The sequence below is a fragment of the Pseudomonas sp. P135 genome (assembly GCF_020312125.1).
Classification (GTDB): Bacteria; Pseudomonadota; Gammaproteobacteria; order Pseudomonadales; family Pseudomonadaceae; genus Aquipseudomonas; species Aquipseudomonas fragariae.
In genome coordinates this window covers 1-19370 of sequence record NZ_JAGPYR010000014.1, presented here as the reverse complement: position 1 = coordinate 19370, position 19370 = coordinate 1, and the positions used below count along the sequence as shown (strand labels likewise).

The following is a 19370-nucleotide window of genomic DNA, read 5'->3' as shown; positions in this document are numbered from 1 at the left end:
GACATGACAACGCCGAGCCATCCAGCCCTGACCTTCAAACAGGCGTTGTTGGCGATGCTTGGCATATCACTGGTGCTGGGCCTTTCCGCGCTGGATCAGACGGTCATCGGCAACGCACTGCCCAGCATTGTCGCCGAGCTCAACGGTTTCGAGCTGTACGCCTGGGTCGCCACCGGCTATCTGCTGGCCTCTATCGTGACCATCCCGATCTTTGGCCGGCTGGGCGATTTTTACGGGCGCAAACCGTTCGTGCTGGCCGCCACAGTCATCTTCACGCTGGCCTCGCTGCTCTGCGCACTGGCAGACAGCATGTTGGTGCTGGTGATCGGGCGAGCCTTGCAAGGTGTGGGCGGCGGCATGTTGATCGGTACCGCCTTTGCCTGTGTGCCGGAGCTGTTTCCCGACACCCGCCAGCGGTTGCGCTGGCAGGTGTTGCTGAGCGCCATGTTCAGCGTGGTCAATGCCATCGGTCCGGGGCTGGGGGGTTATCTTTCCGGCGAGTTTGGCTGGCGTTCGGTGTTTTGGTTGAACCTGCCCCTGGGCGTGGTTGCCTTGTTTTTTGCCTGGCGCTTTCTGCCGTGGTATCGCCCGCAAGGGCATCGAGCCCATTCTGCCGGTGCGATCCGGCTCGACTGGCTCGGGGCTTTATTGATCGTACTGACGCTGGGCAGCCTGCAACTGTTCGTCGAATGGCTGGGCCAGCGCTCCCTGTCGATCAGTCTGACCTGTGGCGCTGTAACCCTCGTCGCCATGACCGGGCTCTGGTTTCAGGAGCGCCGTTGTGCCTTTGCCTTGCTCCCCGCCGGACTATTCTCCAACCGCAGCATCCGCCTGCTGTTCATCATGTCGCTGCTGGCCGGCGCCATCATGTTCACCCTTCTTTTTTACCTGCCGCTGCTCTTGCAGGGCAGCTACGGCTACTCGCCAAAAGACGCCGGGTTACTGCTTACCCCGCTGGCGCTGAGCATCACCCTGGGCGCCATCGTCAACAACCGGATCGTCACACGCATGGCCAACCCCAACCGGCTGCCGGTCGCCGGGTTCGCGGCCTTGTCAGTCGCCTGCATTGCCCTGGCACTGGTCGGGCTGCATGCCGGGTTCAGCACCTTGCTGGGGCTCATTCTGCTGGCGGGGCTGGGGCTGGGTTTCATTCTGCTCAACCTGACCGTGTTCACCCAGACGCTCGCCGAACGGCAATTTCTCGGTATCGCCACGGCACTGACCCAGTCCTTGCGACTGGTCGGCGGTTTGCTGGGTACGGCGGCCATGGGCGTGCTGGTCAAGGTGCTGTATGTCGCCAACCTGCAAAGTGCGCTGAACGCAGCAGGTCAGGCGTCGGCCCTACCGCGCCTGGCCGACCCTCAGGTTCTGCTGCAGCACACGCCCGCCGATGTCGATGCGGCGCTATTGATAGCCCGCACCGCCCTCGCCCAAGCGGTGGGCACGGGGCTGCTGACATGCGCCGGGCTGGGCGTGCTCGCGCTGCTGGTGCTGCATCGTCTGCCTCGCGTCACCCTTCATCGGGTACCCGGTGCAACAACGCCTGCAACGGATTCATGCGCAACACCTGCGCCTGAAAAATAACAAGAAACCTGACTGCCGCCTGACTCTGCCTCTCAAAAAACACTTAATTACAGCATGAGGATGAACCCGATGGAGCGTATCAATCGCGCCACCCCTTTCGTTGCGGGCTTTTGTGGTCTGCTGATCGCTCAGCAGAGCTACGCCGAAGGTTTTCTCGAGGACAGCAAGGCCAGCATTCTCGCGCGCAACTTTTTCAGTAACGCAGACAATCGCAGCGGCGCTGCCGACCCGAACTACACGCAGGAGTGGGGCCAGGGCTTCATGCTCAACTACCAGTCAGGCTACACGCCGGGCACAGTGGGCTTCGGTGTCGACGCACTCGGCCAGTTGGGCATTCGTCTGGACTCGGGCAAAGGCCGTCACTACAACCCACAAAGCACGGCGTTCAACGGCAATATCTTCCCCACGGACAGCGACGGTCGTGCGGTCGACGAGTTCAGCAGCCTGGGCGCGACGCTCAAGGCACGCGTCTCCAAAACCGAACTGAAATACGGCACGCTGGTGCCGATGCTGCCGGTGGTAATGTCCACCGACCGCATGTTGCAACAGACTTTTCGTGGCGGGCAGATTCAGTCTGGCGACCTGAAGGACTTCACCTTCACGGCAGGCCAGCTGGAACATGTCATGGGCCGTGGTTCGACCAATCAGATGGGCATGTCCATCCCGGGTGCAAACAACCCGCTGACCGGCGAGTTCGTCAACAAGTTCTACTATGCAGGCGTCGATTACAAACCGACCAAAGACCTGACCTTGCAGTACTACTACGGCAACCTGGAAAACTTTTACAAGCAGAACTTTCTGGGCCTGAAATACGACATGCAACTGGGTCCGGGCACCCTGCGCACCGACCTGCGCCATTTCGACAACCGCTCGGACGGCGCCAACGGTCACGACCCGGCGTTCTACACAGTGGGTTATTACGGCAACGGCGTCACCAAGGGTGAAGTCGACAGCCGCCTGTCCAGCGCCCAGTTCACTTACCTGATCAATGGCCATACGTTCGCTGCGGGTTACCAGGCCGTGACCGGCGACAGTGACGCGGTCTGGCTGAATCAGGGTGACGGCTCGACTGCCTATTTCATGACCGAGTCAATGATCGGTAAATTCCAGCGTGCCGGAGAACGTACCTGGCAGGTTCGCTACGGCTACGACTTCGCCAGACTGGGCGTCCCCGGCCTGAACTTCCTGGCGATGTATGAAAGCGGCTCGAACATCCAGACGTCCGACGGCGACAAGAAGGAATGGGAACGCAACGTGACCCTGAGTTATGTGGTGCAGTCCGGCCCGGCAAAAAACCTCAGCATCGCGCTACGCCACGCGCAACTGCGCACCGAATTCGCCAGCCAGCGTGATTCCGATGAGCACCGGGTGATCGTGAGTTACCCGATCAATATTTTCTGAGATATCGGCGGTGCTCAATGCTGTGTGCTGGTTCATTAGCCCACTCCTTTTGCAAAACTGATCAACTCACTGTGAACAGGCCCGGACTGACCGGGCCCTTTCGGACACTCAGCTCGATACCTGATCCAGGAATATCAGCTGCGGCGGCTCTGCCAGCAACTCGCCGCTGACCGCCGCGAACTGCTGGTAGTGCGGCGTGGCGACATGGGCGTCCAGTGCTGCCTGATCCTTGAAGCATTCACGCATGTAGAACGTGCCGCGCTCATCACGCGCTTCGAACAGTGTGTACTCGATATTGCCCGGCTCCGCTCGGGTCGGTTCCACGAGTGCCGATAATGCGTGTTTCAGGGCCGACTCTTTGCCGGCACTGGCTTTCAGGACTGCCATCAAGGCCAATGGCTTTGCAGGTGCGTTCATTATCGATGCTCCGGTATTCGATTCGATCAATGGGTAGGTGCGGGCGCAGCGTCTATTTTCAAACGCAGCAGGCTGTAGGGTTTTTCCCGCTTGTCGTGGCCGGCGTTGAAGTTGGCCTGGCGGTGCAGCTGGTTGACGATGAAGTACAGGTAGCCATCCGGGCCGATCGACAAGGTGTCAGGCCACAGCATGCGCGGATCGTGTGCCACCGTTTGCCAGGTGCCATCCGGCAGGCGTTTGCGAATCGAATTATGCTCGTAGTCGCCTGCGTATACCGCGCCTTTGGCATCAGCCTCCAGGCCATCCGAAGCGCCTTTTTCCCCGAGGTCCTGCACCGCCGCTGCCAACTGCTGCTCGCTGACCTTGCTGTCGTTCAACAGCTCGGTGGCCACGGCATACAGATGGCGGCTGGACAACGGCGAGAAATACAGTGTCTTGCCGTCTGCCGACAACGCAATGCCGTCCGAGGCGACGCCGACCGGTTTGCGCGTTCCGTTCGGGCCATCGCCCAGCACAGCAACACCTTCGACGACGGGTACGAAAGCCGGATCGACAGACGTAGCCTGCGCCCCGTTCAAGCGCCGCACGGCGTGGCCGCTGGCAATGTCCATGACAATGATCGCGCCCGGCCCGCTCAAGGATGAGTCCGTTACATAGACCGTCCCCTCCGCTCCCTTGCGCAAGTCAAAGCGCATGTCGTTGACATAAGTGCCGGGCAAGATGACGTTATCCGGAAACACCAGGCGCTTGACGATCCGGTTGGTGGCCAGGTCCACCGCAACCAGTTTGGCGCCGCCTCGACGCGGAGACGCAAAGCCCGGTGCGGCCGTGTCCAGAAGCCAGACACGACCCTTGCCGTCGGCGACCACACTCTGCACGCTGATCAGCCCGTCGCCAGGGTCTTTGGGGTTCTCCTTGTTGACCGCCAGATCGGGGTAGGCAACCACTTTGCCGTCACGAATCTCGCCCACAGTAAACGGCACCTTGTCACCCCAACGCGGGAAATTGACGAAGATCCGTCCGGTTTCAGTCACCGTCACGCCGGTAGGCATCGCGTCATAAAAGGCATGCACCTGTTCGAGCTTGCCGATCGGTTTGTCGGCAGGCGCACTGGCAGGCAATGGAATGGCGGTCGCGCCGTAGGCCAGCGAAGTAGCGAGTGTGGCGGCGGAAATCATGGCCAGTGCTGCGGAAATTTTCGTTCGATGCATAGTGCTCTCTCCTGAGGGGCCAACTGCCCATCAGCATTGGGGGCTTTGTGTGCCATAAACAGGTTGACGACTAGTCTGAGCTTTCTTGTTACAAAGAAAAACGCGGGGAATACGCTAACACTTTCAACGCGAGGGCGAAGATCCGTGTTGCTTGCCAGCCATCTCCTGCAGCCAGCATCCTGACGATCAGCGGTTTTGATGACGGTCAGCATCAATGCTATATTCACGCTCTTCCAGGCCCAGACAGCCACCACCAGACAGGCAAAGAGGCAACCTGCATGAGAGTTACCAAGGCGCAGGCCCAGGCCAACCGGGCACACATCGTCGAGACGGCGTCCGTCCAGTTTCGCGAGCATGGCTATGACGGTGTCGGGGTGGCCGATCTGATGGCTGCGGCAGGCTTTACCCACGGCGGGTTCTACAAGCATTTCGCTTCCAAATCCGACCTGATGGCCGAGTCGGCAGCCTGCGCCATCGCGCAGACCGTGGCGAAATCGACCGGCATCGATCCAGCGCAGTTCATTGATCACTACCTGTCCCGGGAGCATCGTGACAACCTTGGCACGGGGTGCCCCATGGCCGCGCTGAGCGGCGATGCAGCGCGCCAGTCGGACGAGGTCAAAGCAACCTTCGCCGAAGGCATCGAAAGCCTGCTGGCAGCGCTTGCTCCCGCGCAGGCAGCGCCCGACGACGAAGAATGGAAGCAGGCACGGGCAAACACCATCGACCGCTTTGCCCATGCGCTGGGGGCACTGCTGCTGTCACGCAGCTGCCCGAATGACTCGCCGCTGGCGGACGAAATACTCGAGGTGTGCCGCGCGAAGATGCGGGCACAACTGGAGTCCGGGCAGGCCGACTGACAGCCTCAGGAAGGAAACAGTTTGCTCAGGCACGCCAGCTTCTTCTTGTATGACTTGCGCGCCTCCAGCGCCTCCTCCAGCGTTACGGCCACGAATCGGGCGGTCTGATTGGGTTGCATCTGACCGATCAGATCCAGGTCCGCGCTGATCACCGTGCCGATCATCGCGTAGCCCCCGCCCGACACCGCATCACGGTGCAACACAATCGGTTCCAGCCCGGCAGGCACCTGAATCGAACCGATCGGGTAGCAGCTGTCGACGATATTGGACGGATCGGAGCCGGCGCCGAAGGGCTGCTCCCTGGGCTGGAAGGTCAGCGCCCTGCCCCCCTTGAAGCGATAACCGATGCGGTCGGCTTCCGACCCTACGCTCCAGGGCTCGGAGAAAAAACTGGTGGCAGCAAATTCGGTCAGGCGCTCGTAATACAGGCCCGGCACGACCCGCAGATACACCTCACCACCCAGAGACTGGCGCAAGGCCATTGGCAGACTGGCGCCGGCACGTCCCTTGCCGCTGGGTGTGCCTATCGGCAGCTGGTCATCAGCGGCCAGTCTACGACCCTGAAAACCGCCAAGCGCACCCAACGTGTAAGTCGAACGGCTGCCCAGCACCAGCGGCACATCAATGCCGCCGGCGACGGCCAGATAGGTGCGCGCACCGTCCTTGGGAAAGTCGAAACGCAGCACTTGCCCGGCCTTCACCGCAAAGGCGGTGTCGTGGTGCATTTCCACACCGTCGAGGCGCGCCGCCATGTGTGCGCCGCAGACCGCAGCCAGCGTATCGCACTGAAACTCCAGTTCCGGTCCCAGCAGCGTGCATTCAAGCCCGGCCGCGCCGGGTGGATTGCCGACCAGCTGATTGGCGGCGCTGAGGGCGTACTGGTCGAGCGCACCGGAGGGCGGAATGCCCAGGTGATAATAGCCCTCGCGGCCGAGGTCCTGAACCGAGGTGGCCAGACCGGGTTTGAGCACCTTGATCATGCCAGCACCTCCTGCAACGACTTGGGATAGCCCACTGGATCGGCCAGAAAGGCATCCAGTGAAAACTCGACCGGGCGGATGAGCAGGTCGAAGCGCCCGGCTTCCACCTCTGCGACAGCCTCGTCGTAGGCTTGCCGGTCAAGCGGTTTGAACTGGACGATATCGCCCGGCCGGAAGAACACCATGTGCTCTTTCAGGTAGGCCAGCTTCTGCTGCGGGTCATAGATCGGCGCCGGAGTGACGCCAAACATCTGATAACCGCCCGCTCCGCGTACCGAATAGATGCAGCCGAAGCAGCCGCCGTGGCCGAGTGTGTGCTTGGGAGTATCGGTGCGCGGACGCAGGTATTTGGGCACCTGCAGCTGACGCTCGCGTTCCACCATCTGGAACATGAACGGCAGACCGGCGACAAAACCGACCATCGAAACGAACCACGGTGCGCCGCTGTGTGCGGCGATGAAGGCATCGACATCCGCCAGGTTATTGATGCGCGCAGCGTATTCCAGGTCGGTGGAACCGGGGTCCTGATGGCGGTCACGAAAACGCATCAGGGTCTCGTGGGTCCATGGATCGTTGTACAGCACCGGGATCTCGATGATCCGGGTCTGCAGGGTACGTTCGGCGACCGCACCGGCCTCGGCCGCCCTCACCGCTTCAAGCAAGACGTGTGGTGCGATGCGGTCCGGGTCAAAACGAATCTGGAATGACGCGTTGGCCAGGCACACGTCCAGCACACCGTCCAGCGCCAGACGCTCGACCGCACGGGTCACCGCCAGCCCCTTGAAAAATGCTTCCAGCGACATACTGTCACTGACCTCGGCGAACAGATGTTCATCAGCGCCAAAGCTGTAGCGAATCGGATCAGCCATGTCTGTTCCTTTCTTGAAATCGTTGTAGAACGGCAGGCAAAAATCAGTAACACGGCTCGTGCGTCTGTGCACACGATGCCTTTGACTCAACGCGGTGCACGCACCTCGATGCCTGCAGCGTCTAGCGCCAGGCGTGTCGCTTCTGCAAGGTCCAGCGCGCCCGGCGTGTCGCTGTGCAGGCAGATCGAATCGAATTCGATGCTCAGGTCCTCACCCTCGACAGTACGCACCAGACCTTGCAGGCATGCGCGCACCACGCGGGCTGCGACTTCGGTCGGGTCCAGGGCGCGTACGTGACGAGTGAAGACGATGGAGCCGCTGAGGTCGTAAGCGCGATCAGCGTAGAACTCGCGGATCACCGGCTGGCCCAGCTCTTCGGCGATCTTGCAGATAACCGAACCGGGCATGCAGTAGAGCAGCAAATCAGGCTCCAGGCGCTGCAGGTTCTCCACCAGCAGTCGGGCTGCGGCTTCGTCCCTGGCCAGGTGCATGTACAAGGCGCCGTGTGGTTTGAAATGCTGCAAGGCCACGCCCTGCACCCGCGCCAGTTCGCGCAGGGCACCCAGTTGGTAGAGCATGTCGTCGACCAGTTCCTGGGGCGTCGAGTTGATATGTCGGCGGCCAAAGCCGACCAGATCGCGGAACCCTGGGTGTGCGCCGATAGCAACGCCCAGACGTTTCGCCTGCTCGATCGTGCGACGCATGGTGCCAGGGTCACCGGCGTGAAAACCGGTCGCAATATTGGCGGAGCTGATGAACGTCATCAATTCAGTATCGACGCCGTCACCAATGGTCCACGCGCCAAAGCTTTCACCCATGTCCGAGTTGAAATCCACCTGCATGGCTGTTGCTCCTGTGGGCTGGCCGGACAAGGGGCTATCCGGCTTCATGCAAAGCACGTTAAATTCAGTTGCACCCCTTGGGTAGATCTATTAACAGATACGCCATCTTCTGAAAAACAGATACCCCGCCCAGTGGAACGTCTGTCTGGAGTGCTTATGTCCCTGACCCTGCGCCAGGTCCGTTATTTCGTGGCAACTGCCGAGATCGGGCAGATATCGCAGGCGGCCATTCACCTGAACATTTCCCAATCGGCGGTCACCACGGCGATCAAGGAACTGGAGGGCATGCTCGGCACCCTGCTGTTTCAGCGCTCGGCGCAGGGCATGAGCCTGACTGAAGCAGGCCGTCATTTTCTCAACAGGGCTTACGTCATTCTGCGCAGCGTCGATGATGCGCTGAACAGTCCGCTGCCCGATATCCGTGCCAGCGGCGTATTGCGCCTGGCCGCCAGCTACACGGTCATCGGCTACTTTCTGCCGCATCATTTGCAGCGCCTGGAACACTGGCACCCGGACGTGGCCATCGAAGTGCATGAGCAGGAACGACACGCCATCGAACAAGGCCTGCTGCAAGGTCGCTTCGACATGGCGGTGGTGCTGACAGCAAACATCACTCACCCGGATATCATTTCGGAAACGTTGTTCAACTCCGAACGCCGCCTGTGGCTGTCCAGCCATCACCCACTGTGCCAACGCGCTTCTGTCAGCCTCGCCGACGTCGCGCAGGAGCCCTATATCCTGTTGACCGTCGACGAAGCCGAACAAAGCGCCATGCGCTATTGGGAGCTGGCCGGACAGCAGCCCAACGTCAGAATCCGCACCAGCTCGGTGGAAGCCGTGCGCAGCATGGTCGCCAACGGCAGCGGCGTGGCGATCCTTTCCGATCTGGTGCATCGCCCCTGGTCGCTGGAAGGCAAGCGTATCGAAACGATCACCGTCACCGACACGGTAACGCCCATGAGCGTCGGCCTGGCCTGGCACCGCGAACGAGAACTGAGCCCGGCGATGCAGGCATTCCGCAACTATTTCCATGATGCATTTCTGGCCCCGCAGCAACTGTCGGCACGGCGTTGAACCCGCGGCACGCTATTGCGGATGGCGTACCGGTGGCCGAGTGACCTGGCTGTATGGCTTTGATTTCGAGATCAAGGTCATCGCCAGGTTGCCGGAAGCCACCGGGCACTAACCCGGCGGCGTGAGTCCGCTCAGCGGCGAATCGGCACCACGCGGTCGCTGGCATCCGCCGCCAGGGGCTCTTCGAACTGCTGGAAGAACTGCCCGGACACCACATGATCGAGAAACTGCGCCTGCTCTTCGGTGGCCAGGCGTATCGGCGAGTAGCCGTCGGCATCGGGCACAGCGAAAAGGCGCGCCTTGCGTTCATGAGCCACCGCGATGAACGCCCTTTTCTCTTCGTCGGACATCGACGAAAAGCAATCGCAAAGATTTTCCAGCGAGCGCACCGCCAGATCCTGGTCGAGCTGCTTGTCATCCGTGAACATCAAATGCCAGACGAAATCGAAAGAAAGCTCAGCGAGGGCACGCATAGACGGGGTTCCGTGGGATCGAGAGATGCGAGATTCACCGTTCGCCACGATTCGGTCAAGCGCTAAAGGATGACGTGCGTGGGGCGTAGCGTTTAACGCAGGAAAATGTCGCATTTGCGGGCATTTTCCTGGTCAGACAGCGCTGCAGGCATAGCGGGGATTCTCGATCAGCAGCGCCATGCCTTGCCCGCCGCCGACGCAGGCTGCAGCGATACCGTAGCGCAAGCCTGCGTCGCGCAGTTGCCGGGCCAGGGTCATGACCAGACGCAGCCCGGTGGCTGCCAACGGGTGGCCCAGGCCCAGTGATCCACCCAGGCAGTTGAGCCGCTCGTGATCCAGTTCCAGCGTTTGTGCCACCGCCAGGACCTGAGCAGCCTGCGCTTCATTGATTTCCAGTCGACCAATATCGCCCAGCGTCAGCCCGCTGCGCTGCAACAGCAAGCGAATCGCAGGTGCGGGGCCGATGCCCATGAACTCTGGGGCGACCCCCGTCACCGCGCTGGCCAGCAGGTGCGCCAACACCGGTCTCGTCGATTGTGAAGCACGCCCCACCAAGACCGCCGCCGCGCCATCGACCACCGCACAGCTATTGCCTGCGGTCTGCACCCCGTTCGCGTGAATGGCGCGCAGACGCGACAGCGCTGCCAGATGGGTCGCACGCGGATGGCTGTCCTGCGCGACCACTTCAACCCCTCGCGGCAACTCGATGCCACGCGGCTGATAGCCTTCCAGCGCAAAGCGCTCATTGCGGACCGGCACAATTTCCTCAGCCCACTTACCGGAAATCTGCGACTGCAGCGCCCGTTCATGGCTGAGCAAGGCATAGCTGTCCACCGCCTCACGGCTCAACCCATGACGCCTTGCGAGGTTGTCTGCCGTGGCGATCATGTCCATCGCCGGTGCCGGGTCATACAGCGCTTCCCAGAGAAAATCCTTGAACTGCACAGCGGCACCGAGCGAGAAGCCATTGCGGTGGGTATAGGCCGCGATCGGGTTGCGCGACATGGACTCGGCGGCGACGCACAGCGCCATCTGCCCGCCTTCGCCCACGTGCAAGGCGGCCTGGCGCAACAATTCGAAACCGGTGGCACAGATACGCTGCACACCCAATGCCGGAACGCTGTGCGCGACGCCGCTGTACAGGCCGATGTGCCGGGGCAGCAGGTAGGCATCGAAACTGGCCTGCGCCATCGAACCGGCCAGTACGCTGTCGACCTGATCCGCCTGAATGGAGGCACGCGCCAGAACCTCGCGGCCGACCTTGATACCCAGATCGATGGGCGAGACAGGTGCCAGAGCACCGCCCAGATCCACCCAGGGCGTGCGCACCGCATCGACGATGGCCACGTCACTGAATGCCGAATACTGCCCGCTGCCACTCATGCCTTGGGCTCGGCACGGAGCTTGTCCGGATCCTGATCACGGTACAGCGCTGCGACCTTGTCTGCGCGCCACTGCAGAACAGCGCGCTGGTTGATCGACCCCTTGTCGGTGATTTCGCCGCGATCAATGGACGCGGGCTGATCAAGCAGCACGATCCACTCCAGCCTGCTGGCGTTGCCGTTCGCGCCCTGATTCAGGCGCGCCAGCCAGCCGGCGAACCACTCACGTACCGGCGCACTGGCCAGTACCTGTGCATCCGTGGCCTGTGCATCCAGCCCGGCCAGTTGCCGACACTCGTGCACTCTGGGAAACACCAGCGCCCCGAGGCATTCGCGGTCAGGCGCGGTGATGACCACATCCTGCACATAAGGCGACCCTTCCAGCACCGCGCGGTTGCGCATCGGCCCGACACTGACGAACACGCCCGACGACAGCTTGAAATCCTCGGCCAGACGCCCGTCGAACATCAGGCCCAGCTCGGGTGCCGCAGGATCGGCAAGCTTGATCGCATCGCCGGAGCAATAGAAGCCGTTCTCGTCGAACACTTCGGCAGTCTGCTGCGGCGAGCGCCAATAGCCCGGCATGATGTGCGGACCACGAAAACGCCCTTCGAGCTTGCCATCCACTGGTACCAGACACACTTCGCATCCCGGTGCGGGCAAGCCGATGTAACCGGCCATCGACAAGGGCCCGGTGGTGAAGGTGCAGGACGGCGCAGCCTCGGTCATGCCCAGCCCGGCCATCATGCGAATCCGCTCGCCGCAATGCTGCTCGGCCACCCGGTCAAGGCGATCCCAGATGCTTTGCGACAGGCCGGCAGCGGCGAAGAAGAACAGCTTGATACGCGAGAAGAATCGCTCGCGCAGCTCGGCGTCCTGCTCCAGTGCGTTGACCAGCTCCTCCCAGCCCTTGGGCACAGTCAGGTAAGCGGTAGGCGAAATTTCCTTGAGGTTGCGCAGGGTCTCGGCGAAGCCTTGAGCGGTTGGCTTGCCGTTGTCCAGATAGAACGTGCCACCGTTGTACAGCACGATGCCGAGGTTATGACTGCCGCCGAAGGTGTGGTTCCAGGGCAGCCAGTCGACCAGCACGGGCGGCTCTTCACCGAACACCGGAAATGTTTGCAATAGCATCTGTTGATTGGCACACAGCATGCGCTGGGTGGTCACCACCGCCTTGGGCAGTTTGGTCGAGCCCGAGGTGAACAGAAACTTGGCGATGGTGTTGGGGCCGCTGGCCAGGAAAGCGGCATCCGCCTCGCTGCCACCCGGTTCTTCGAGCAGGCTGGCGAAGCTCAGCGCAGGCCTGCCATTGAGCTGTCCGCGTACAGTGATGACCGGCGTGTCGGCCGCAATGACCGCATCGATGGCTCTCTGAAACGGCGCGGCATCACTGACAAATACCAGTCCTGGCCGCAGCACGTCGCAGACGTGTCGTAACTTGGCGAAATCCTGAGACATGACCGAATACGCCGGTGAGATCGGGCAGTAGGGAATGCCGGCGTACATGGCACCCAGAGCGAGCTGCAAGTGCTCGATGTCATTACCTGACAGCAACGCCAGCGGCCGATCGGCGGAAAGTCCGTACGCCAGCAGGCTCTGTGCGATAGCGCGCACGTCAGTCAGCATCTCGGCATAACTGACCTTGCGCCAGCCGCCACGGCTGTCGCGGGCGGCAATGAAGGTCTGTTGCGGACGCAACTGCGCCCAATGCACCAGTCGGTCGAGCAGCCGGTCGGGTAACCGGGCCAGGGGTTCCAGGGCCCGCATGTGCAGAACGCCCTGCTCTTCCCGCACCTCGATGGGCGGGTGGCCGATGGAGACCTGACGATAGCGCGGTGGATTATCTTCACTCTGCAGCGTTGACGATCTGATATCGGAACTCACGTGCGTTCTCTCCATCAAGGTACGCAGGCGCCAAACGCCATGCAGCAGTTCGGGCCGAGCGTTGCAGCACCAGGCTGCAGCCTTGTTATTGTTGTGCCTGACTCACCGGAGGCTCAGTCTTGTGCAAAGACCGTTGCCGCCGGCCTGGAAGGGTTCAGATCGGAGGCCTCATATCGGATGCCTCATATCGGATAGTGCCGTGGCCCGTTCTGCAACGTCACCCAGCGCAACTGGGTAAATTGCTCGATCGAAGCCTTGCCGCCGAAACTGCCATAGCCACTGGATTTCACCCCGCCGAACGGCATTTGCGCCTCGTCGTGCACGGTGGGTCCGTTGATATGGCAGATCCCGGACTCGACCCGTTGCGCAAGCGCCAGGGCCCGGCTGGTGTCACGACTGAAAATCGCCGCCGAGAGACCGAAATCCGAATCGTTGGCCAGCCGCAACAGCGCCTCGTCACCGTCGCCGCGCAGCACCACGGCCACCGGGCCGAAGGACTCTTCGCGGTACAGGCGCATGGCGTCTGTCACGCCGTCGAGCAGCGTCGGTTGCAGAATGCTGCCCTGCAACTGCCCGCCAATCACCAGCGTTGCGCCACGCGCCACGGCGTCATCGATCAAGCCTTTGATGCGCGTCCCGGCACCCACGTCCACCAGCGACCCGAGGACCGATTCACTGTCATCCGGATTGCCAGCGCGCAACGTTTTGATCTTGGCCGTCAGCCTGGCAACGAAGGTATCGGCGACCTTGTGGTCGACGATCAGCCGTTCGGTGGACAGGCAGATCTGGCCCTGATTGAAGTAGGCGCCAAAGGCGGCAGCCTCTACTGCCGCGTCGAGATCGGCGTCGTCGAGCACCAGAAACGGTGCCTTGCCACCCAGTTCCAGGAGTGCCGGTTTCAGATACCGCGCCGACAGCTCACCGACGATGCGGCCTACATGAGTGGAACCGGTGAAATTGACCCGTCGCACTGCGGGGTTGGCAATCAGACGCTCGACAATCGCCGGCGCATCGGCAGGCGCATTGCTGATCACGTTCACCACCCCGTCACCCAACCCGGCATCCTGCAGCACCTGGCCGATCAGCCGATGCACGGCGGGGCTGAGCTCCGAAGCCTTGAGCACCACGGTATTGCCGCAGGCGAGTGGCATGGCAATGGCTCGCGTGGCAAGAATCACCGGCGCATTCCACGGCGCGATACCCAGGACCACACCACAGGGCTGGCGCAGCGCCATGGCAAAATTGCCGGGAACATTGGAGGGAATCACATCGCCGGTAATCTGCGTTGTCATGGATGCCGCTTCGCGCAGCATGTCGGCGGCCAGCCGTACGTTGAAGCCGTACCAGTTAGCCATTGCGCCGGTTTCGCCGGCAGCAGCGATGAACTCGCCGCTGCGGGCCTGCAACTGCGCAGCAGCTTCAAGCAGACGCGCCCGACGCTCGCCGGGCAGCATCGCTGCCCAGCCGGGGAACGCAGCCTGAGCGGCTGCGACCGCCGCATCGGCATCTTCCAGAGTCGCTGCGGCCACCCGTGAAACCACCTCGCCGGTCACCGGGTTGCAGCGTTCAAATGTACGTCCGTCACGCGCGGGGCACGACTGGCCGCCGATCAGCAGGGGCACGTCCAGCATGGTGATTCCTCTTTATTATCTTTATCAGGAACGACAGACTCGGCTTTAAAACTTCTGGTTACCCGACTAGCGTTTGTAAGCTTCCAGGCCAGGCTTGATGCTCTTGTCATCGAGGAACTGCTTCATGCCCTGCTCGCGCCCGCCTTCCTTGTCCAGCAGACGTGACTGGTCGAGCTTGGCGTACAGGTAGTCTTCGTTCTGCTCCCAGGTCAGTTCGCGGCAGCGTTTGAAGCCGTGCTTGGCGGCGCGCAGCACCACCGGATTTTTTTCCAGCAGATTATTGGCCAGATCGATGGTCACCTGACGCAGTTGCGCCAGCGGTACGCTTTCATTGACGAGGCCCATTTCAGCGGCCTTCTGACCATTGAAGGTTTTGCCGGTCATGATGTAGTACAGCGACTGGCGGTGGCCCACGGTGTCGGCCATGGCCTTGCTCACCAGGTTGCCGGGCGGAATGCCCCAGTTGATTTCCGACAGGCCGAAGGTCGCTTCATCGGCGCAGATCGCCAGATCACAGGCCACCAGCGGGCTGAAGCCACCACCAAAGCACCAGCCGTTGACCATTGCGATGGTTGGCTTGGCGTACATGCGTAACATCTTCCACTGCCACTGGGAGGCTTCGCGCCGGATTTTTTCCTGAAGAATTTCCGGTCCGGCATCCACCTCGCGGAAGTACTCCTTGAGGTCCATGCCAGCGGTCCACGCCTCACCCGCACCGGTCAGCACCAGAACCCCCGCATCGGGATCCTGCTCGAGGGTTTCCAGCACATCGATCATTTCGCGGTTCAGGGTCGGGCTCATGGCGTTGCGCTTTTCCGGCCGATTGAGGATGACCCACGCAATACCTTGCTCGATCTCGACCTTGATGGTTGACCAGCGACCTTCATATTTGCTCATGGCGATGCTCTCTTGTTCTTGGCTTGAAGATGACTCAAAGCTAAACCGCAAATATAGTTATGTCAATTAACTGTTATTCAAATTAATCAAAATCTCGGCACTCCGCCCGAACAGGCTGGTCACAGTCACGTATGCCCCATAGCTATCGTTCGCCAACCTCGGCAAACTGATCGGCTGATTGACCCATCAAACCATAAGGACCGCATTTTCAATGGCCAAGCCATCTGACATCGCCGACGCCTGCCAGGCTCCCGTACAGGCTGCCGAGGCACGTTTGCCAACGGATTCTGCGCTGGATGATCTGATCGGTTATGCCATGCGCCGCGCACAGCTCAAGCTGTTCCAGAACCTGATCGGACGTCTTTCCGCACACGACCTGCGCCCGGCGCAGTTCTCGGCACTGGCGATCATCGAGCAGAACCCGGGTCTCATGCAGGCAGACCTGGCCAAGGCGCTGGCGATCGAACCGCCTCAGGTCGTCCCGTTACTGAACAAGCTCGAAGAGCGCGCGCTGGCCGTCCGGGTGCGTTGCAAGCCGGACAAGCGCTCGTACGGCATCTTTCTCAGCAAAAGCGGCGAAACACTGCTGCGCGAGCTGAAACAGATCGCCGTGGACAGCGACCTCGAATCCACTGCCGCGCTGAATCAGAAGGAACGTCAGGACCTGCTCAGGTTGCTGAAAAAGGTGTATCAATCGTAAACGGCTTCCCTGCCGTCAAGGCGGGGTGATTACCAGAGCGGCAAGCTGTATTGCACGATGAAGCGTGTCTGGTTTTCGTCACGAAAGGCTGCACCTGCCGGGAAATCGTTGCGATAGATCGACTTGCGCGCCAGCAGCCCGACGTTCTTCAGTGGACCGCTTTGCACAACGTAGCCCAGCTCCATCTGAAACTCACGCTCCTTGCGATCATCGGCATTGAAAGCGGCCAGCTCGATGTTGTCGCCGCGCACATAACGCAGGCGACTGCGCAACCCGACCAGCCCGACCGCCGTGAAGTCATAGTCGTAGATAGCTTGCCAGGTGCGCTCCTTGGCGTTGAGGAAGTCAGAGCTCATGGTCATCTCGCTCAACCCCATCAGCTCGGTGCCCGAGACATAAGGCGTCGCCGTGTCGCCACTGGAATGCATGTAGCCAAGGCTGACGCTGTGCCCTCCCCACCTGTAGCCGAGCAACGCGGACAGGTTCTGGTTGTCGACTTCGCCGGCTTTCGCGCTGCCGGTATCGCGGCTGAAAAAGCTGCGCAGATCGGTGGTCAGTTCGCCGTCGCCAATCGCCAGCTTGTGCAACAAGGCCAGAGTGTTCTGGGTATAGAGATCGTCGACCTCGGCGTGATACGCACGCAGGCTCAGGTCCTTGTCGACCTGATAATCGCCTCCGGCATAAGCCATGTGCGACGACGTTGCCGCCCCGTTGAAACGGCGGTTCGGTGAAGCGATGCTGATGGGCTGGTAGTTGCTGGAGTCACGCTTGTTGACCCGGTCGATGTAGCCCGCATGGAGGGTCAGGTCATCTATATCCTTCGAGGTCAGCGTGGTGCCACGGAAGGTCTGCGGCAACAGTCGCGAGGGACTGGCGAAGGCGAATGGCAGGAAAATCGACACGTCACCGGTCTTGAGCGTGGTTTCGTGGAATTTCAGCTTGCCGGTCAGGGCCAGCCGCGAATACTCGTCAGCCGCTCGGCCATCACTGGCGGATACCGGCAACAGCTCGGTGCCGCTGCGGTCTGGCGAGGAATCCAGCTTCACGCCGACCAGCGCTCGCGCATCGAGGCCGAACCCCACCGGCCCTTGGGTAAAGCCGGACTCCGCATTCATGATGAAGCCCTGCGCCCACTCCCGAGTCGCAGTCCTGGTGCCATCATCCTTGTAATCGCGGTCCATATAATAGTTGCGCAGCGTCAGGGTGCCATGGCTGTCATCCAGAAAACCCTGCGCCTGTGCCGGGTCGGGAATGGCACTGATACCCAGCAGGCCCAGCGCAAGGCCACAACGTTTTCCACTAAAAAAGGGAGCTGACACAGTGCTTGCTGCATCATGAGCGAGCTTTGACATGTTCGGTGTCCACTTATTGTTGTTGTTTTTGGAGTCGGTCCGGCGCTTGATTGCAGGTCCGTGAGCAGAGAATTGAAATATTCAGCGGCGACGTCAATCCAAACCGACCGATAATCGAACATTAATATGATTAACTACTTTATCGGTCGCTCAACATTAATCCTCTAACTCAATGTTTTTAAAAGACTAAGCCCGGTTTTTTACGAGTCTTTCGACCAGATTCTCTTTTTAGTTATTTTTGTTACCTTGATGAATACCTGTGACAACGCCTCGATTGGCGCTGGGGAACAGGCTTTTCTCCACAACAAAAACAACAATGAGGCTTGCCATGAACAGTCCGTTACGTCGATCGACGCTGACCATTGTCTTGTGTTTTATCGTTGCGCTCATCGAAGGCTTCGACCTGCAGGCTGCGGGAACGGCCGCCGCCGGATTGCGCCAGACCTTCGCCCTCGATCCGAAAATGATGGGCTGGGTATTCAGCGCCGGGATCATCGGGCTGCTGCCTGGCGCGTTCTTTGGCGGATGGATCGCCGATCGCATCGGCCGCAAGAGGATTCTGGTCAGCGCAGTGCTGCTGTTCGGGGTCTTTTCACTGAGCACTGCTTATGTCGAGAGCTTTTCCGGCCTGTTGCTGGTGCGCTTCATGACCGGCCTGGGTCTGGGGGCCGCGCTGCCCAATCTGATCGCCTTGTGCGCAGAAGCCGTCAGCGAACGTCACCGCGGGCTGGCCATCAGCGTCATGTACGCCGGTGTTCCATTGGGTGGTGCCCTCGCGGCGGTTGTGGCCATGTTCACCAGCGAGCACTGGCAAACCACGTTCATCATCGGCGGTCTGGTGCCGCTGCTGGTAGCTCCGCTGATGATCCTGTTACTGCCCGAGTCCAGCGCTTTCAAACAGCAGACCACTGCTGACAGCGTTCGGTATTCAAGCGCCACTGCGTTGTTCGGCGAAGGCCGGGCGCGCACGACACTGGCTTTATGGCTTGGCTACTTCTTTACCCTGACCGTGATGTACATGCTGCTCAACTGGCTGCCTTCACTGCTGATCGGTCAGGGTTTCAGCAAACCGCAGGCAGGCATGGTGCAGATGCTGTTCAATATCGGCGGCGCGCTGGGCTCGTTGCTGGGCGGGTTGTTGCTCGATCGCTGCAATGGCATCAAGGTCGTGCTGTTCGTCTACGCCGGTTTGCTCGCGGCGCTGGCAGGCGTGGGTCTGTCGGTCGGTATCGTACCGATGGCCATTGCCGGGTTTGCAGCCGGGGTGTTTGTCATCGCCGCGCAGTTGGTGCTGTATGCACTGGCCCCGCCCGCCTACCCGACCTCGGTACGTGCCACCGGTGTGGGTGCAGCAGTGGCCATCGGCCGTCTCGGTTCGGTCGCCGGTCCCCTGGCAGCCGGACAACTGCTGGGCGCTGGCGCCGGAACCGCCGGCGTACTGCTGGCTACCTCGCCAGGCCTGGTGATTGCCGCACTGGCAGCGATCACAGTGCTGTCCAGGTCAGTCGCCGTCGAGCAGCGTGAGCTCAAGGCTGCAGAGTCGAGCTGATCAAGACCCTCTTCGCCAACAAGCGAAGCGTCGCCCGGTCCACTCCCACGGCCTCCGGCCAGAATCAAAAGCGGATTTATGTATAACAATGAGCAATCCGTGTCACATCGTTCTGGGGGTTAAGTGAGATTTGTTTTAGATCTCAGGCTGCTTTTTTGATCGCGATGGCACTGTCGACGCAGAGTGCGACGTTAGTGACGGCTGAGTCCTGGCGCTGATCCGGGGGTAGCCTGGCAGGACGCCAGGCTAGCCGCACCGGGCCCA

Annotated in this window: 17 protein-coding genes and 1 pseudogene; 7 read left to right on the top strand and 11 right to left on the bottom strand. The window is 61.1% G+C overall.

Annotation, left to right across the window (positions count from 1 at the left end; translation table 11 throughout):
* Positions 1-3: 3 nt before the first annotated feature.
* The gene (locus KBY08_RS19090; RefSeq protein ID WP_111522568.1) at positions 4-1584 is read left to right on the top strand and encodes an MFS transporter; all 1581 of its coding nucleotides are present in this window, start codon (positions 4-6) and stop codon (positions 1582-1584) included.
* 69 nt (positions 1585-1653) lie between these two features.
* A complete protein-coding gene (locus KBY08_RS19085) occupies positions 1654-2985 on the top strand; it encodes an OprD family porin (RefSeq protein ID WP_024638125.1) in 1332 nt (443 codons plus the stop codon).
* 108 nt (positions 2986-3093) lie between these two features.
* Here KBY08_RS19085 and KBY08_RS19080 read toward each other — a convergent pair whose 3' ends face one another.
* Both KBY08_RS19080 and KBY08_RS19075 read right to left on the bottom strand, forming a co-directional pair.
* The gene (locus KBY08_RS19080) at positions 3094-3402 is read right to left on the bottom strand and encodes a putative quinol monooxygenase (protein ID WP_011267914.1); all 309 of its coding nucleotides are present in this window, start codon (positions 3400-3402) and stop codon (positions 3094-3096) included.
* 26 nt (positions 3403-3428) lie between these two features.
* A complete protein-coding gene (locus KBY08_RS19075; RefSeq protein ID WP_011267915.1) occupies positions 3429-4613 on the bottom strand; it encodes an L-dopachrome tautomerase-related protein in 1185 nt (394 codons plus the stop codon).
* Between the two features lie 278 nt (positions 4614-4891).
* On the opposite strand from KBY08_RS19075, the gene KBY08_RS19070 reads away from it, so the two are divergent.
* A complete protein-coding gene (locus tag KBY08_RS19070; protein ID WP_024643273.1) occupies positions 4892-5473 on the top strand; it encodes a TetR/AcrR family transcriptional regulator in 582 nt (193 codons plus the stop codon).
* Between the two features lie 5 nt (positions 5474-5478).
* Here KBY08_RS19070 and KBY08_RS19065 read toward each other — a convergent pair whose 3' ends face one another.
* The 3 genes from KBY08_RS19065 to KBY08_RS19055 all read right to left on the bottom strand — a co-directional run bounded on the left by KBY08_RS19065 (position 5479) and on the right by KBY08_RS19055 (position 8164).
* Positions 5479-6453, bottom strand: coding sequence for a biotin-dependent carboxyltransferase family protein (locus KBY08_RS19065; protein WP_011267917.1), 975 nt, complete (start codon positions 6451-6453; stop codon positions 5479-5481).
* Positions 6450-7322 (bottom strand): 5-oxoprolinase subunit B family protein, encoded by an 873-nt coding sequence (locus tag KBY08_RS19060; RefSeq protein WP_003344902.1) that lies wholly within the window; start codon positions 7320-7322, stop codon positions 6450-6452. The genes KBY08_RS19065 and KBY08_RS19060 overlap by 4 nt, the downstream gene beginning before the upstream one ends.
* Positions 7323-7408: 86 nt before the next feature.
* The gene (locus KBY08_RS19055; RefSeq protein WP_058823097.1) at positions 7409-8164 is read right to left on the bottom strand and encodes a 5-oxoprolinase subunit PxpA; all 756 of its coding nucleotides are present in this window, start codon (positions 8162-8164) and stop codon (positions 7409-7411) included.
* A 156-nt stretch (positions 8165-8320) separates the two neighbouring features.
* On the opposite strand from KBY08_RS19055, the gene KBY08_RS19050 reads away from it, so the two are divergent.
* The gene (locus KBY08_RS19050) at positions 8321-9238 is read left to right on the top strand and encodes a LysR family transcriptional regulator (RefSeq protein WP_003401040.1); all 918 of its coding nucleotides are present in this window, start codon (positions 8321-8323) and stop codon (positions 9236-9238) included.
* A gap of 28 nt (positions 9239-9266) precedes the next feature.
* Positions 9267-9350: pseudogene (locus KBY08_RS19045) on the top strand (RidA family protein); the annotation flags it as partial.
* Between the two features lie 19 nt (positions 9351-9369).
* Here the strand turns inward: KBY08_RS19045 and KBY08_RS19040 are convergent.
* The 5 genes from KBY08_RS19040 to KBY08_RS19020 all read right to left on the bottom strand — a co-directional run bounded on the left by KBY08_RS19040 (position 9370) and on the right by KBY08_RS19020 (position 15505).
* Complete coding sequence (locus KBY08_RS19040; protein WP_003401038.1) at positions 9370-9711, bottom strand: hypothetical protein; 342 nt, start codon at positions 9709-9711, stop codon at positions 9370-9372.
* 132 nt (positions 9712-9843) lie between these two features.
* The gene (locus KBY08_RS19035) at positions 9844-11094 is read right to left on the bottom strand and encodes a thiolase family protein (RefSeq protein ID WP_111522566.1); all 1251 of its coding nucleotides are present in this window, start codon (positions 11092-11094) and stop codon (positions 9844-9846) included.
* Positions 11091-12977, bottom strand: a complete 1887-nt coding sequence (locus KBY08_RS19030; protein ID WP_177410954.1) for a feruloyl-CoA synthase — start codon at positions 12975-12977, stop codon at positions 11091-11093. Before KBY08_RS19030 ends, KBY08_RS19035 begins: the two co-directional genes overlap by 4 nt.
* Before the next feature lie 182 nt (positions 12978-13159).
* Positions 13160-14608 carry an aldehyde dehydrogenase gene (locus KBY08_RS19025; RefSeq protein ID WP_024660133.1) on the bottom strand — a complete coding sequence of 483 codons (1449 nt, stop codon included), beginning with the start codon at positions 14606-14608 and terminating at the stop codon, positions 13160-13162.
* Positions 14609-14674: 66 nt separating this feature from the next.
* Positions 14675-15505: a p-hydroxycinnamoyl CoA hydratase/lyase gene (locus KBY08_RS19020; RefSeq protein ID WP_003401024.1), complete on the bottom strand. Its 831-nt coding sequence runs from the start codon at positions 15503-15505 to the stop codon at positions 14675-14677.
* 211 nt (positions 15506-15716) lie between these two features.
* Between KBY08_RS19020 and KBY08_RS19015 the strand changes: the two genes are divergently transcribed.
* Positions 15717-16205, top strand: a complete 489-nt coding sequence (locus KBY08_RS19015; RefSeq protein WP_024660132.1) for a MarR family winged helix-turn-helix transcriptional regulator — start codon at positions 15717-15719, stop codon at positions 16203-16205.
* A 29-nt stretch (positions 16206-16234) separates the two neighbouring features.
* On the opposite strand, the gene KBY08_RS19010 is transcribed toward KBY08_RS19015, so the two are convergent.
* The gene (locus tag KBY08_RS19010; protein WP_060406277.1) at positions 16235-17557 is read right to left on the bottom strand and encodes an OprD family porin; all 1323 of its coding nucleotides are present in this window, start codon (positions 17555-17557) and stop codon (positions 16235-16237) included.
* Positions 17558-17885: 328 nt separating this feature from the next.
* Here KBY08_RS19010 and mhpT point away from each other — a divergent pair, with 328 nt between their 5' ends.
* Positions 17886-19106 carry a 3-(3-hydroxy-phenyl)propionate transporter MhpT gene (mhpT, locus tag KBY08_RS19005; RefSeq protein ID WP_024638119.1) on the top strand — a complete coding sequence of 407 codons (1221 nt, stop codon included), beginning with the start codon at positions 17886-17888 and terminating at the stop codon, positions 19104-19106.
* Positions 19107-19370 lie beyond the last annotated feature (264 nt).

Excerpts from the sequence above, each read along its gene's own strand:
- KBY08_RS19090 (WP_111522568.1), top strand. The coding sequence starts at position 4 with ATGACAACGCCGAGCCATCCAGCCCTGACCTTCAAACAGGCGTTGTTG.
- KBY08_RS19085 (WP_024638125.1), top strand. The coding sequence starts at position 1,654 with ATGGAGCGTATCAATCGCGCCACCCCTTTCGTTGCGGGCTTTTGTGGT.
- KBY08_RS19080 (WP_011267914.1), bottom strand. The coding sequence starts at position 3,402 with ATGAACGCACCTGCAAAGCCATTGGCCTTGATGGCAGTCCTGAAAGCC.
- KBY08_RS19075 (WP_011267915.1), bottom strand. The coding sequence starts at position 4,613 with ATGCATCGAACGAAAATTTCCGCAGCACTGGCCATGATTTCCGCCGCC.
- KBY08_RS19070 (WP_024643273.1), top strand. The coding sequence starts at position 4,892 with ATGAGAGTTACCAAGGCGCAGGCCCAGGCCAACCGGGCACACATCGTC.
- KBY08_RS19065 (WP_011267917.1), bottom strand. The coding sequence starts at position 6,453 with ATGATCAAGGTGCTCAAACCCGGTCTGGCCACCTCGGTTCAGGACCTC.
- KBY08_RS19060 (WP_003344902.1), bottom strand. The coding sequence starts at position 7,322 with ATGGCTGATCCGATTCGCTACAGCTTTGGCGCTGATGAACATCTGTTC.
- KBY08_RS19055 (WP_058823097.1), bottom strand. The coding sequence starts at position 8,164 with ATGCAGGTGGATTTCAACTCGGACATGGGTGAAAGCTTTGGCGCGTGG.
- KBY08_RS19050 (WP_003401040.1), top strand. The coding sequence starts at position 8,321 with ATGTCCCTGACCCTGCGCCAGGTCCGTTATTTCGTGGCAACTGCCGAG.
- KBY08_RS19040 (WP_003401038.1), bottom strand. The coding sequence starts at position 9,711 with ATGCGTGCCCTCGCTGAGCTTTCTTTCGATTTCGTCTGGCATTTGATG.
- KBY08_RS19035 (WP_111522566.1), bottom strand. The coding sequence starts at position 11,094 with ATGAGTGGCAGCGGGCAGTATTCGGCATTCAGTGACGTGGCCATCGTC.
- KBY08_RS19025 (WP_024660133.1), bottom strand. The coding sequence starts at position 14,608 with ATGCTGGACGTGCCCCTGCTGATCGGCGGCCAGTCGTGCCCCGCGCGT.
- KBY08_RS19020 (WP_003401024.1), bottom strand. The coding sequence starts at position 15,505 with ATGAGCAAATATGAAGGTCGCTGGTCAACCATCAAGGTCGAGATCGAG.
- KBY08_RS19015 (WP_024660132.1), top strand. The coding sequence starts at position 15,717 with ATGGCCAAGCCATCTGACATCGCCGACGCCTGCCAGGCTCCCGTACAG.
- KBY08_RS19010 (WP_060406277.1), bottom strand. The coding sequence starts at position 17,557 with ATGTCAAAGCTCGCTCATGATGCAGCAAGCACTGTGTCAGCTCCCTTT.
- mhpT (WP_024638119.1), top strand. The coding sequence starts at position 17,886 with ATGAACAGTCCGTTACGTCGATCGACGCTGACCATTGTCTTGTGTTTT.